This is a genomic window from Flavobacterium sp., assembly GCF_013822155.1.
Classification (GTDB): domain Bacteria; phylum Bacteroidota; class Bacteroidia; order Flavobacteriales; family Flavobacteriaceae; genus Flavobacterium.
This window is the reverse complement of record NZ_PNJW01000068.1, coordinates 1-14,190: the sequence shown is the minus strand read 5'-3', so window position 1 is coordinate 14,190 and position 14,190 is coordinate 1. Positions and strand designations below refer to the sequence as shown.

Below are 14,190 nucleotides of genomic sequence, written 5' to 3'. Positions count from 1 at the left end.
ATAATTAAAAGAGTTTTAATTGCTGCTCACTAAATTTGAATTCAACAATAAAATCAGAATATTGTTTGGTTGTGGTATTGTATTTTCTGAGTGTAAAACCATCACATAAAAATTTAAAATCTGTTTCGTAATTTTTAAATAATTTATAAGCACTTTCTATTCTTATTTCATCCAACTTACGAGCTATTGTCATGTGTGATTTAACACTTTTTATTTTAAAACCAAAATAACGATGAATGTCTAAGATTAATTTATTAAAGTATTTTACTGAACCGTCATCAAGTTTAACATAAAAAACATAGGATCCAAAGGAATTAAAACCATCAAATCCGATTTCATATTCAGTATAATTGTTGCAAAAGGATGAAATTTTATTAATCCAGTAAGGTAATTGATTTAAATCTGCTTCAAAACCCATTACAGTGATGTGAGCTAGAGAATTATCACTTCCAAATCTTCCGATTTCTTTCTTTAGTAAATGTTTCCATTCTTTCAACAGATTTGAAATTTCTTGACTTGGTATAACAGCTAATAAAAATTGTGACTTTTCGTTCATATGTGAATTAGAAAATGAAATATTTAAAAAATATAAAATAGGGTATAATTTTAGTTTAAATAGAGATTATAAAGTTTTAAATGGATATTGACAATCTTTTTGGATGATACATTGGTTGCATTTTGGATTGGTAGGACGGCAAGTTTCTCTTCCGAGGAATGAAATTGCCATTCCTATTTCATTCCAAATTTCAGTAGGTAGAACTTTCATGAGTTGTTTTTCGATTTTTATACCATCTTTGCTGTCATCAGTGAGACCAATTCTTGGTGCAACTCTGATAACATGTAAATCAGTTATTATACCTTGTGCTTTTTGACTAGTTTCTCGAAGGATTACGTTCGCGGATTTTCTACCAATGCCTTTTAAAGCGATTAGATTATCAATATCTATAGGTATATTTTTATTTTCTTTGATGGTTTTAGCAGTTTCAATAAGCCAATTTGCTTTATTTCCAAAATTTTTTACTTTACTTATGAATGGATATAGAGATTCCGGATTTGAATCAGCTAATGCTTCTATATTCGGGAAGTATAAAAATAATTCAGGTGCAATTTTGTTGATGTTAGCATCTGAGTCTTGGGCAGAAAGCATAACCATAACCAATAATTGATAAGGACTTTGGTAATTTAATGGATGCTTTTTTCCTTTATATTGATTAATTAAAGGAGTTAGCTTTTCTTTCCAATTATTTGTTTCATTAAAAAGATTCATAGTTTACACTTTAAAATCTATCGATAAAGAGTTTACACAGTAACGTGTGCCGGTTTCAGTTGGACCATCCTCGAAAACGTGGCCAAGATGACTGCCGCAATTAGCACACAAGATTTCAGTTCGAATCATTCCGTGAGTTGTATCTTTATGGTATTCAACTTTACCAGGGATGGATTCATCAAAAGATGGCCAACCACAATGTGCGTCAAACTTTGAATTACTTTCAAATAAAGGTTCACTACAACCTGCACAACAATAGGTTCCTTTTTCGAAATGAAGGTTGTATTGTCCAGTATGTGGAAATTCGGTTCCCTTTTGGCGAAGGATTTTATATCTTTCAATACCTAAAAGGGCTTTCCATTCCTCATCTGTTTTTTGAATTTTATAAGCCATTATTTTTTTGGAATAAATTTAACCGAAATTGAATTTGTACAAAAGCGTTTTCCTGTACTTTCTTTAGGTCCGTCATCAAAAACATGTCCTAAATGTCCACCACATTTTGCACACATGACTTCAACTCTTGACATTCCAAAACTATAATCATTTTCATAAATTACAGAACCTTTAATTGCTTGATCAAATGAAGGCCAACCGCAATCAGATTCAAATTTTGTTTGTGAATCAAATAATGGATTTTCACATGCCGCACAGACATATTGACCTTTTTCGAAATGATCCCAGTATTTTCCCGTAAATGCACTTTCTGTACCTTTTTTACGCAATACTTCATATTGTTCTGGAGTTAATTCAGATTTCCATTCGGCCTCCGTTTTTACAACTTTCAGTTTTGAATTTTTTTGTTCCTTTTTTTGTCCTTGACAAGCTGTTAAAGTGAATATTGACAGCATTAAAATTAATTTTTTCATAGCAGATTTTTAATTGTTTAACACTTAATAAATTTTTTTACTTCATCAATAACTTTTTGATTTCCAAGTATTTTACGATGACCTAACTCTTTCGTTATTATTATTTTACTGTTTTTTAAATGTTCGTGGATATGATGTGCTGCTTTAACAGAAACTTCAACATCATCAGCATCATGAATAATTAGTATTGGAATTTCAATATTTTTAGCGGCTACAAAAGCTGAATAGTTATTCATTGGTTCACCAAATTTGGTTTCAAAATGCTTTTGTAATTTATCAGCAATAATTGGTTTTAATTGTAGTTTTTTTACAAAATCAACAACAATATCCTGAATAATATCTCCACTGCCGATAATCACTGCTTTTTTTACTTTTAGGTTTTGTTTGAGGGCATTTAAAATCGACATACCTCCTAATGAATGCCCTACAGCATAGTCAAAAGGACCATATTGTTTTTCTAATTCCAAAATTGAAGCAATAAATTCGGTCATAATCGAAAAATGACCATTACTTTTTCCATGGGCTGGAGCATCAAAACTTATAGTAGAATAGCCTAATTCAAGTAAATTATCCGCTATTTTCACAAGTTGTGTTCCTCTACCTGACCAACCATGAACCAATAGAATTTTATTTTCACTCTTACCATAATGATACACCATTATTTCTTTATTAATTGCCGGAATTCTTACCAATTGTTGAATACTATTATTATCCATATGCAATTCTCTTTTTGGAATTTTATGTTTAATAGGAGTTGTAAACAATTTTGCCGCAAATCGTGTCACTAAATTTAAAGAAATTGATTGTAATAATTTAGCTGTAAGTAGAATTAGCTTAGGAATCTGCAAGGATTGATTGTCAGATTTGACTTTTTTTGACATTTCAATAAATTTTATTGCAAGGTAGAATTTAAAATTATTTTTTATAAATTTATAGTTCATAAATATTACTTAAAATGCAAAACCAAACCCGAATTATTATTGAAAATGTAAAACCGCAATTAGACGGTGGGGTCTTTTATATAAAAAGAATAGTTAATCAAAATGTTTCAGTATCAGCAAATGTTTTTTCAGACGGACACGACGTGATTGCTTGTTGTGTGAAATTTAAACATGAATTAGAAAAAAAGTGGTCTGAAGTAAGAATGTCTCCGACTGAAAATGATGAATGGAGCGTTGATTTTAAAGTTATTAAACAAGGGGTTTATTCTTATTTTATTGAAGGGTGGGTTGATTATGCTTTGAATTGGCAACATGGTACAGAACGAAAAATTAAAGATAATCAACACGTTAAATCAGAATTATTAGAAGGTGCTGAATATTGTTCAGCTATTTTGAAGGATGTTTCCAAAGAAGAAAAAGTATATTTAAATGAAGTTATAAAATCATTTCAGGATGAAAAATTATATGGCAAAGCTGTTGAATTTGCTTTGAGTAATGAATTACATCAAATTTTTCTAAAATATCCAACCCGAACACTGGCGAATACTTCCGCTGAATTAAAAGTTTATGTAGACCGAAAAAAAGCATTGTTCAGCACTTGGTATGAGTTTTTTCCTCGTTCGGCTTCTGAAAACACAGGTAAGCATGGAACATTTAAAGATTGTGAACGATTGTTGCCCAGAGTTCTAGAAATGGGGTTTGACACATTGTATTTTCCACCTATTCATCCTATCGGAGAAGTAAATCGTAAAGGTAAAAATAATGCAACTAATGCCGAAAATGGCGATGTAGGTTCACCTTGGGGAATTGGTTCAAAATACGGTGGACATAAGTCAACACATCCTAAGTTGGGTTCAATTGATGATTTTAAATCATTGGTTAATAAAGCTCAATCAATGGGAATTGAAATTGCAATGGATTATGCTTTACAAGCTGCACCAGACCATCCATATGTTAAGGATTTTCCACAATGGTTCAAATGGCGTCCGGATGGAACTGTCCAATATGCTGAAAATCCACCCAAAAAATACCAAGATATTCAACCAATTTATTTTGAAAGTGGCGATTGGAAAAATCTTTGGAAAGAACTATTGGATATAGCTTTATTTTGGATTGAAGAATGCGGTATTAAAATTTACAGAGTTGATAATCCACACACTAAACCTTTTTATTTTTGGGGTTGGTTGATAAGTGAAATAAAAAAGAAGCATCCTGATGTTTTGTTTTTAGCTGAAGCCTTTACTAGACCTAAAATTATGAACGAATTGGCAAAACAAGGTTTTACACAATCGTATACTTATTTCACTTGGCGAAATTCTAAAGCAGAATTAATTGACTATTTAACGGAATTAACCCAAACGGAACAAAAAGAATTTTTCCGACCAAATTTTTGGCCTAATACACCCGATATCTTGCCCTATGCATTGCAAAATGGTCATGAATCGGTATATCTTCAAAAGTATTTTTTAGCAGCTACATTAAGTTCAAGTGTAGGAATTTATGGACCGGCATACGAATTTATGGTTCATCAAGCGATGCCGGGTAAAGAAGAGTATTTAAATTCTGAAAAATATGAAGTTTATCATTGGGATTGGGAAGCCAAAAATAAACTTACCACAATTATAACAAGAATAAATCATATTCGTAAACAGCATGAATCATTACAACAAACCAATAATATTGTTTTTTGTAAGGTTGAAAATGATCAAATAATGGCATATTATAAATTCAATGATTCTAAAACAGATCATACATTAATGATATGTAATTTAGATCCATATTATCCAAAACAAGCAATGGTTCGCTTACCTTTGGAAGAAATAGGTAATCAACCCGTTCGAGTGACTGACTTAATTACCGGTAACAGTTATTTATGGGATAAAGAATGGAATTTTGTAGAATTACATCCTGCTTTACCTTTTCATTTATTTAAAATCGAGCGATAATTATGGATACAACAAACCAAGACACTTTCGCCAGTACTTTTGAATTTAAAACAGAATGGAAAACTTGTTTTGAAGAGGAGGATTTTATTAAAGTTTTTTCATCTGATATTTTAGAAAATTATATCATTAACAAGCGGTGGTATGGCGGAAAAGCAAGTACTTTAAAATATATTGATGTAGTTGATTATTTTAAAATGACCTCAAAGAAAAATACCTATTATGGTGTATTATTAGAAGTCAATTTTAAAGAAGCTTTTTATCAACACTATTTTATGCCTTTAGCATTTATGTCTAAGGAAGAATTAGATACCAGTACTGTAATTGCTCCGGTTAAAATGGGAAATCAGGAGGGTTTTTTGGTTGATGCTTTACATCAGGAAGACTTTCGTAAAATGCTGTTTGATAATATTATAAAGTCAAAAGAAACTAAAGGAAATAAACTTATTTTTCATAAAGGATCTACTATTGAAAACCAAGAATATGAATCATCACGATTTATGGGATTGGAACAAAGTAATACATCAATTATTTATAATGATACCTATGTTTTAAAGATTTTCAGAAGGATTTATGTTAGTACAAATCCCGATTATGAAATCAGTCGTTTTTTAACTGAGCGGATGCATTTTCCAAATTCTCCAGCTTATACCGGAAGTATTAATTTAGCTTTGTCTGAAGGAAATATTACTCTAGGTTTAATGCAGGAATTGGTTCCCAATCAAGGAGATGCTTGGAAATTTATGTTGGAGCAAACCGATGGTGTTTTTGATAATTTGAAACGTAAAAAAATCAAAATCGATAAATTACCGGACATAGTAATGTTTAAAAGATTAAAGATAAATGAAATTCCGCCGGAAATAATTGATTGGGTTGGATTGAGTTTATTTTTACGCATTCAAACGTTAGCTCTTCGAACTGCAGAAATGCATATTGCTTTGGGTAGTGATATACATGAAACTGCCTTTACCCCAACTACTTATAATGGTGATTATACCGTTTGGTTAAAAAACAGAATGCTATATCAGTTTCAAAACAGATTAAATATTATTGAAAATAGTTTGCATAAATTAGACGGATTAGCTTTAGAGTTGGCTCATCAATTTATGGAAAACAAAAAAATAGTCCGAAAACATTTTGTAGATTTTGATTGGACAAAGATGAAATCAGAAAGAATTCGAATTCACGGTGATTATCATTTAGGACAAGTTTTAGTAAACGGAGACGATTTTTATATTCTTGATTTTGAAGGAGAACCTGAAAGCACCATTCGTGACCGAAAAGTAAAACAACCACCGTTGAAAGATGTTGCCGGTATGTTCCGTTCATTTCATTATGCTATTTATGCAACAATTTTTAACAATAAAGAAAAATATCCTTTTGAACAAGAAGAACTATTTAAAGCTGGAGAAATTTTATATAAATATTTTGTTGGAGTCTTTTTAGAAACTTACATCGAAAAAGCTCAATCCGGTAATTTGAACATTGGTTATAATCATGAAATTGATTTTCTTTTAAAATATTGCTTACTTGAAAAAGCGGTTTATGAATTAGGGTATGAACTCAATTCCAGACCACGTTGGGCAGTTATTCCCTTAAGAGGAATTCAGAGTATTATGAATTATTAAAAATTGCATTAGAATCAAATAAAATTATAGAACCTAAATAGGGTTAATAAAAAAACATATGAACTTAGTACAACCGCATTCTCTTTTTACCGATTTCGATATTGATTTATTTAAGGCAGGAAAACATTTTAGATTACACGAAAAATTAGGAGCTCACCTCACGGAAGTTAATGGTGTAAAAGGCGTTTATTTTGCCGTTTGGGCACCTTCTGCACGTTCGGTTTCTGTCGTGGGCGATTTTAATTATTGGATTCAAGGCGAACATCAATTGTATGTTCGTTGGGATGCTTCCGGCATTTGGGAAGGATTTATACCAGGAATTGACAAAGGAACTACTTATAAATATAAAATTCAATCTAATAACAACGGAATAGTTACTGAAAAGGCAGATCCATTTGCTTTATATTGTGAAAAACCGCCTCATACCGCTTCTGTTATTTGGGATTTAGACTATAAATGGAAAGACAAAAAATGGATGGATTCCAGAAAAGACAAAAACGGTTTAGATAAACCGTATTCTGTTTACGAAGTTCATCTGGGTTCATGGAAACGCAATGTCGAAGAAAATCGTTTTTTAACTTATATTGAATTAGCGGATGATTTGGTCAATTATGTAAAAGAAACCGGTTTCACGCATGTAGAGTTTATGCCAATTATGGAATATCCCTACGATCCTTCATGGGGTTATCAATTAGTGGGTTATTTTGCACCAACTTCCCGCTTTGGAAAGCCACAGGATTTTATGCTTTTGGTCGATAAATTACACCAAGCCGGAATTGGCGTTATTTTAGATTGGGTACCTTCCCATTTTCCTGACGATGCTCACGGACTTGGTTTTTTTGATGGTTCAAACCTTTATGAACATCCGGACAGACGTAAAGGTTATCACCCCGATTGGAAGAGTTTAGTTTTTAATTACGGTCGCAATGAAGTGCGTTCTTTTTTGATTAGTAATGCCCTTTTCTGGTTGCAGCATTATCATGTAGATGGACTTCGTGTAGATGCCGTTGCTTCTATGTTATATTTAGATTATTCCAGAAAAGACGGTGAATGGGAACCAAATATTTTTGGAGGTAGAGAAAATTTAGATACAATCAGTTTTTTAAAAGATTTTAATGAAGCTGTTTATGCTAATTTCGAAGGAGTTCAAACAATTGCTGAAGAAAGCACTTCTTTTCCAATGGTTTCCCGTCCTACCTTTTTGGGAGGATTAGGTTTCGGAATGAAATGGATGATGGGCTGGATGCATGATACGCTTCAATACTTTCAAAAAGAATCGGTTTATCGAAAATACCATCAAAATGATTTAACTTTTTCAATGACGTATGCCTTTTCGGAGAACTTCATGTTACCTCTTTCGCATGATGAAGTTGTTTATGGTAAGAAATCAATTTTAGGAAGGATGACTGGTGACGAATGGCAACGTTTTGCAAATTTAAGATTGCTTTATGGTTATATGTTTACTCATCCCGGTGGGAAATTATTGTTCATGGGATCAGAATTCGGACAAAGTGCTGAATGGAAATTTGATGGAAGTTTAGATTGGAATTTGTTACAATTTGCTTACCACGATGGTATTAAAAAGTGTATTACAGATTTAAACGGACTGTATAAAAATAACCCGGCATTATTTGAAAAACAATTTACAGCTGAAGGATTTGAATGGATTAATTATTCTGATGCACAAAATGCAGTTTTGAGTTATATTCGTAAAGGAAATAATGAAAAAGAAAACTTGGTTGTCGTTTGTAATTTTACACCCGTTGTTAGAGAAAATTATCGAATAGGAGTTCCAACAAAAGGAAAATTAACGGAACTCTTTAATACTGACAGAAAAGAATATGGCGGAAGTGGAATTGGAAACCCCAAAGCCATCAAAATAGAAAAAGAACCTTGGAACGGAAGAGAATTTTCAGTTGCTTTAACTTTACCGCCTTTGAGTGTTACAGTTTTTAAAATTTCTTAAAATAGATAATAGAAATCCCTCTAATAAAGAGGGTTTTTTGTTTTATTAATATACGCAAACGTTTGAGTTAATAAATCCTAAAATCAAAATAGTTGTTCAAACTTTCATCTTTGTAAATTTGGCAACATTACATAATCTAAACTTATGATTACCAACACAGAATTAGAATATAAAGGAGATCAATTTCCAACTCAAATAATAGCTTATAATCAAGATGTTGATAGCATTTATTTTTACACTGAAAACAATGTAGTTTTAAAAATTACAATTCTTCGTGACAGTATGATTCGTTTTCGCTACACCACAAAAGGATATTTTAACAAAGACTTTTCGTATGCCATTGACAAAGGTCAATCACATGGATATAATGAACTTCAAGTAGCTGAGCAAAAAACTTTCTATACTATTACTACTAGCAAAATAGTTTGTAGAATTAATAAAGAAAATGCAAAAGTCTCCCTTTTTGATTTAGAAGGTTCTTCTATTTTAGATGATGAAATTGGATTTCATTGGGAAGAAAGTTATGAATTTGGCGGAAATATCGTCAAAATGAGTAAGAAAGCTAATGACGGGGAATGTTATTATGGCATGGGAGATAAAGCTACTCATTTGAATTTAAAAGGAAAACGTATAGAAAATTGGGCAACTGACCAATATGCTTTTCAAAAAGAACAAGATCCTTTGTATAAAGTTGTTCCTTTTTATATCGGATTGCATCATGACAAAGCTTATGGCGTATTTTTCGATAATACATTCAGAACATTTTTTGATTTTTGCCATGAGAGAAGAAACGTAACCAGTTTTTGGGCTGAAGGAGGGGAGATGAATTATTATTTTATCTATGGTCCAAAAATGAAAGATGTAGTTATAGCATACACTCATTTAACCGGAAAACCTGAACTTCCGCCTTTATGGACCTTGGGTTACCACCAATGTAAGTGGAGTTATTATCCGGAAAGTAAAGTAAAAGAAATCACGTCAACGTTCAGAAAATTACAAATACCGTGTGATGCCATTTATTTAGATATAGATTACATGGAAGGCTTTCGATGTTTTACTTGGTGTGAAGAATATTTCCCGGATCCGAAAAGAATGGTAGCGGAATTAGCAAAAGATGGATTTAAAACGGTTGTTATTATTGATCCCGGAATCAAAATTGACAAAGAATATTCAGTTTACAAAGAAGCTTTAGAAAAAGATTATTTCTGTAAACGTGCTGACGGACCTTATATGAAAGGAAAAGTATGGCCGGGTGAATGTAATTTCCCTGATTTTACAAATCCTGAGGTACGTGAATGGTGGGCTGGTTTATACAAAGAATTGATTTCTGATATTGGTGTAAAAGGAGTTTGGAATGACATGAATGAGCCTGCTGTAATGGATGTTCCTGGAAAAACTTTCCCTATGGATGTTCGACATGATTATGATGGAAATCCGTGTAGTCACCGAAAAGCTCATAATGTATATGGAACACAAATGGCTCGTGCAACCTATGAAGGCGTAAAGCGATTTGCTTATCCGAAAAGACCTTTTATTATCACACGTTCTGCCTATTCAGGCTCGCAACGATATACTTCTTCATGGACAGGAGATAATGTTGCTTCATGGGAACATTTATGGGTAGCAAATATCCAAATGCAACGTATGTCAATAAGCGGAATGGGTTTTACCGGTTCTGATATTGGTGGTTTTGCAGAACAACCTTCCGGTGAATTATATACTCGATGGATACAATTAGGTGTGTTTCATCCTTTTTGTAGAACGCATTCATCCGGAGATCACGGTGAACAGGAACCTTGGTCTTTTGGGGAGGAAGTTATTGATATTACTCGAAAATTCGTAAATCTTCGTTACCAATTACTTCCCTATTTGTACACCATGTTCTGGAAATATGTCAATGAAGGCGAACCTATGCTGAAACCATTAGTTTATTTTGACCAAGAAGATATTCAAACGCTTTACAGAACGGATGAGTTTATTTTTGGAAATCAAATTTTGGTTTGCCCAATTTTAGAGCCTAATGCAATTGGTCGTAGAATGTATTTACCGAAAGGGAATTGGTATAATTATTGGACAAATGAATTGGTAGAAGGAAAAAAAGAACTTTGGGTAGCTACAGATTATGATCAAATTCCAATTTTTATTAAAGAAGGAGCTATCATTCCTAAATATCCTATTCAGCAATTTGTTGGGGAAAAAGAGTTTGAAGAGATTACGTTGGATGTTTATTACAAATTTGGTAAAGAGAAATCAGTTCTATATGAAGATGCTCATGATGGTTATGACTATAATAAAGGGCGATTTTCTTTGCGAACATTCAATTTGACCGGAAAAGAAAAAGAGTTGATTATTCAATTGCATGAAGAAGGAGAGTTCATGACAAATTATTCAAAGTTTAGAATTAATTTAATAGGATTACCTTTTAAAGTTTCATCCATAGAAATTGATAATGAAAAAGTCTCTTTTGCTAGTGTTTCATATGATGGAAAAAATACATTGTTGGTAGATAAGTTCTTTACTGAATTACATATCGTTGGAAAGTAGTTTTATTGTCGTACTTTTATAAAAAAACAAAATTTTATACAATTATGAAAAGAATTATGGCATTTAGTTTATTCGGTTTTTTCGTGCTTATTATGGGTTGTGCTACAAATCCATTAACAGGTAAAAGTACGTTAGCTTTAGTAGATAATAGTTCAATATTTCCCTCGGCCTTTCAACAATATGATGCTTTTTTGAAAGAAAACAAAGTAATTTCAGGAACAGCAGATGCTAAGCGAGTAGAAACTGTTGGAATTAAAATTAAACAAGCTGCTGAGAAATGGTTAAAAGCTGTTGGAAAACCGGAATATTTAAAAGATTATAAATGGGAATATAAGTTGGTTGATGACAAAGCGATTAATGCTTGGTGTATGCCTGGTGGAAAAATTGTTGTGTATACCGGAATTTTACCAATTACTCAAGATGAAGCCGGATTAGCAACAGTAATGGGACATGAGGTTGCACATGCTCTTTTGAATCACGGACAACAACGAATGAGTGCCGGAATGTTGCAAGAAATTGGAGCTGTTGGAGTAGGAGTAGCCACTGGAAATAAATCCCAAGAAACGCAACAAATAGCCATGACAGCTTATGGAGCAACAACTCAATTAGGTGGCATGTTGCCTTTTAGCAGAAGTCACGAAAGTGAAGCCGATAAAATAGGATTAATTTTGATGGCTATTGCCGGATACAATCCTGAGGCTTCTGTTCCTTTTTGGAAAAGAATGGGAAGTGCATCAGGAGGAGGAGCTCCACCGGAATTTATGAGTACACATCCATCACATGATACAAGAGTTTCTAATTTAAGTAAATGGATTCCGGAGGCAAAAGCAGAAGCTGCTAAATACGGAGTGATTTTTAAATAAAAATTTATATATTCGAAGCTGTTCTGAAAAGAACAGCTTTTTTTATGATTATAATCTAAAATTATGAGCACACTTGCAAAGGGAAGTAAAAAATTATTGAATGCATGGGCCTTTTACGATTGGGCAAATTCCGTTTATCCTTTAGTGATATCGTCTTCTATTTTTCCATTGTATTATGGATTTTTATTTCCAAAAGAAAACCCTTATTTACTTTTTTTAGGTTTTGAATTTAAAAGTACGGCATTAATTAGTTTTGTTACAGCTTTTGCTTTTTTGTGTGTAGCCTTCTTTTCTCCATTGCTTTCCGGAATTGCCGATTTTGCGGGTAATAAAAAGCGTTTCATGCAGTTTTTTTGCTATTTGGGAGCACTATCTTGTATTGGGATGTATTGGTTTACTTCTGATAATATTTATTTTGGAATTGTTTGTTTCTTTTTTGGTTTATTAGGTTTTTGGGGAAGTTTAGTATTTTATAATTCGTATTTACCGGATATTGCTTTTAAAGAACAACAAGACAGTTTAAGTGCAAAAGGATACTCTTTTGGCTATGTAGGAAGTGTTATTTTACTTTTAATTAATTTGTATATGATTCTAGGTAAAGAAGGTGAGGAAGCCATGCATACTATGCGACTTGCTTTTGCAATGACAGGAATTTGGTGGATACTATTTGCTCAATATGCCTTTTATTATTTACCCAAAGGAAACAAAAATGCAGAGAAAATAACAAAAGATGTAGTCTTAAATGGATTTCGAGAGCTAAGAAAAGTACAAATTCATTTATGTCAAAACCTTAGATTGTATAGGTATTTAGTAGCTTTTTTCGTTTATAGTATGGCAGTTCAAACAGTTATGCTTGTGGCAACTTATTTTGGTGAGCAGGAAATTAATTGGGCTGGAGATAGTGAAAAAACTTCCGGTTTAATAATTAGTATTTTAGTTATTCAATTAGTTGCCGTTTTGGGAGCTACTTTAACCTCGAAAGCATCAGAAAAATTTGGAAATATTCCAACATTGATTTTTGTCAATACAATTTGGGCAATCATTTGTGTATTTGCTTATTTTGTAACTGAACCAATTCATTTTTATATAACAGCAGGCTTTGTAGGATTAGTAATGGGAGGAATCCAAGCATTGTCCCGTTCAACTTATTCAAAGTTTTTGCCCAAAACCGATGATACAGCTTCCTATTTTAGTTTTTATGATGTTGCCGAGAAAATAGGAATTGTGATAGGAATGGTAATTTATGGCTTGATTGACCAAATTACAGGAAGTATGCGAAATGCAATAGTGTTTTTAGGTGTTTTCTTTGTAGCAGGTCTGATTTTATTGCTCAGAGTGCCAAAAAATACTGCATTTGAAGAAAATGATTCTTCAAACGCAGATTAATTTACATCATTTTTATTGTTCCTGAACCGGCCACTTTGGTGTCAACTTTTTTAGGGTTACCCTTATATTCAATATCTCCGGAACCCGCAACACGAGCTTCTATAAATTCTGTGCAATTCACTTTAATATCTCCGGAACCGGATACATTTACTTTTGCATTTTCAGAAATTAATTCAAAGGCTTTGATATCACCTGAACCCGCCACACTCGCTTCATAGTTTTTTGTTCTTCCTTTTAATTCAATGTCTCCCGAACCGGCAACCTGAGTTTCTAAAGAGTCACATTCAATTGCTAATTTCACATCACCGGAGCCGGCTAAAGTTGCTTTAAAAATGGAAGTTTTAATTATAAAATTTGAAATTATGTCACCTGAACCGACCAAACTAACTTTTGAAATTTCTTTTATCGGCACAGTTATTTCTATTTTATTTCCTTTCGAAGCCATTAAATTATAACCCTTTTCAGGTCTTATATTCAATGAACCATCTTTGCTTTCAACTACGATGTAGTCTACTAAATTTTCTTCGGCTTTGATAATTATTTTTCCTTCATTTCCCTCTACTAAGGTAACAAAAAATGAACCGGAAACATTTACTGTTTCATAATCTGATGTAATAACTTCTTTTGTAGAGAATTTACCTTTACCTTTTATTGATTTAGAATCCCATTGTCCAAAAGAGGTTGATAAACAGAAAAGACAAGCTAATAAGAATAATTTTTTCATGATTAAATTTTTATGATTGATTATAAATTTTGAGTCAAGTTGATATTTCCGTAATTTGAAAC

At 32.4% G+C, this 14,190-nt stretch carries 12 protein-coding genes; 6 read left to right on the top strand and 6 right to left on the bottom strand.

The genetic code is table 11. The annotated features are described in order from the left end of the window. Positions 1-4: 4 nt before the first annotated feature. The 5 genes from C0512_RS13260 to C0512_RS13240 form a co-directional block, all read right to left on the bottom strand. Complete coding sequence (locus tag C0512_RS13260) at positions 5-556, bottom strand: 2'-5' RNA ligase family protein (RefSeq protein ID WP_290862348.1); 552 nt, start codon at positions 554-556, stop codon at positions 5-7. Positions 557-622: 66 nt separating this feature from the next. Further along, positions 623-1,267 (bottom strand): endonuclease III, encoded by a 645-nt coding sequence (nth, locus tag C0512_RS13255; protein ID WP_290862346.1) that lies wholly within the window; start codon positions 1,265-1,267, stop codon positions 623-625. A 3-nt stretch (positions 1,268-1,270) separates the two neighbouring features. Further along, a complete protein-coding gene (gene msrB, locus C0512_RS13250; protein ID WP_290862344.1) occupies positions 1,271-1,660 on the bottom strand; it encodes a peptide-methionine (R)-S-oxide reductase MsrB in 390 nt (129 codons plus the stop codon). Next, the gene (gene msrB, locus C0512_RS13245; RefSeq protein ID WP_290862342.1) at positions 1,660-2,133 is read right to left on the bottom strand and encodes a peptide-methionine (R)-S-oxide reductase MsrB; all 474 of its coding nucleotides are present in this window, start codon (positions 2,131-2,133) and stop codon (positions 1,660-1,662) included. The genes msrB (C0512_RS13250) and msrB (C0512_RS13245) overlap by 1 nt, the downstream gene beginning before the upstream one ends. A gap of 17 nt (positions 2,134-2,150) precedes the next feature. Beyond that, complete coding sequence (locus C0512_RS13240) at positions 2,151-3,014, bottom strand: alpha/beta hydrolase (RefSeq protein WP_290862340.1); 864 nt, start codon at positions 3,012-3,014, stop codon at positions 2,151-2,153. A 74-nt stretch (positions 3,015-3,088) separates the two neighbouring features. Here C0512_RS13240 and C0512_RS13235 point away from each other — a divergent pair, with 74 nt between their 5' ends. From C0512_RS13235 to C0512_RS13210, 6 genes are all read left to right on the top strand, one after another. Beyond that, entirely contained in the window at positions 3,089-5,020 is a 1,932-nt protein-coding gene (locus C0512_RS13235) for an alpha-1,4-glucan--maltose-1-phosphate maltosyltransferase (protein ID WP_290862338.1), read from the top strand. Positions 5,021-5,022: 2 nt separating this feature from the next. Further along, positions 5,023-6,645, top strand: a complete 1,623-nt coding sequence (locus tag C0512_RS13230) for a trehalose synthase (RefSeq protein WP_290862336.1) — start codon at positions 5,023-5,025, stop codon at positions 6,643-6,645. 58 nt (positions 6,646-6,703) lie between these two features. Continuing rightward, positions 6,704-8,611 (top strand): 1,4-alpha-glucan branching protein GlgB, encoded by a 1,908-nt coding sequence (gene glgB, locus C0512_RS13225; RefSeq protein ID WP_290862334.1) that lies wholly within the window; start codon positions 6,704-6,706, stop codon positions 8,609-8,611. A gap of 144 nt (positions 8,612-8,755) precedes the next feature. Then, entirely contained in the window at positions 8,756-11,155 is a 2,400-nt protein-coding gene (locus C0512_RS13220; protein ID WP_290862332.1) for a glycoside hydrolase family 31 protein, read from the top strand. 44 nt (positions 11,156-11,199) lie between these two features. Further along, entirely contained in the window at positions 11,200-12,018 is an 819-nt protein-coding gene (locus C0512_RS13215; RefSeq protein WP_290862330.1) for a M48 family metallopeptidase, read from the top strand. 63 nt (positions 12,019-12,081) lie between these two features. Then, positions 12,082-13,404, top strand: coding sequence for an MFS transporter (locus C0512_RS13210; protein ID WP_290862328.1), 1,323 nt, complete (start codon positions 12,082-12,084; stop codon positions 13,402-13,404). A 1-nt stretch (position 13,405) separates the two neighbouring features. On the opposite strand, the gene C0512_RS13205 is transcribed toward C0512_RS13210, so the two are convergent. Beyond that, positions 13,406-14,128 (bottom strand): head GIN domain-containing protein, encoded by a 723-nt coding sequence (locus C0512_RS13205; protein WP_290862326.1) that lies wholly within the window; start codon positions 14,126-14,128, stop codon positions 13,406-13,408. Between the last annotated feature and the right edge of the window lie 62 nt (positions 14,129-14,190).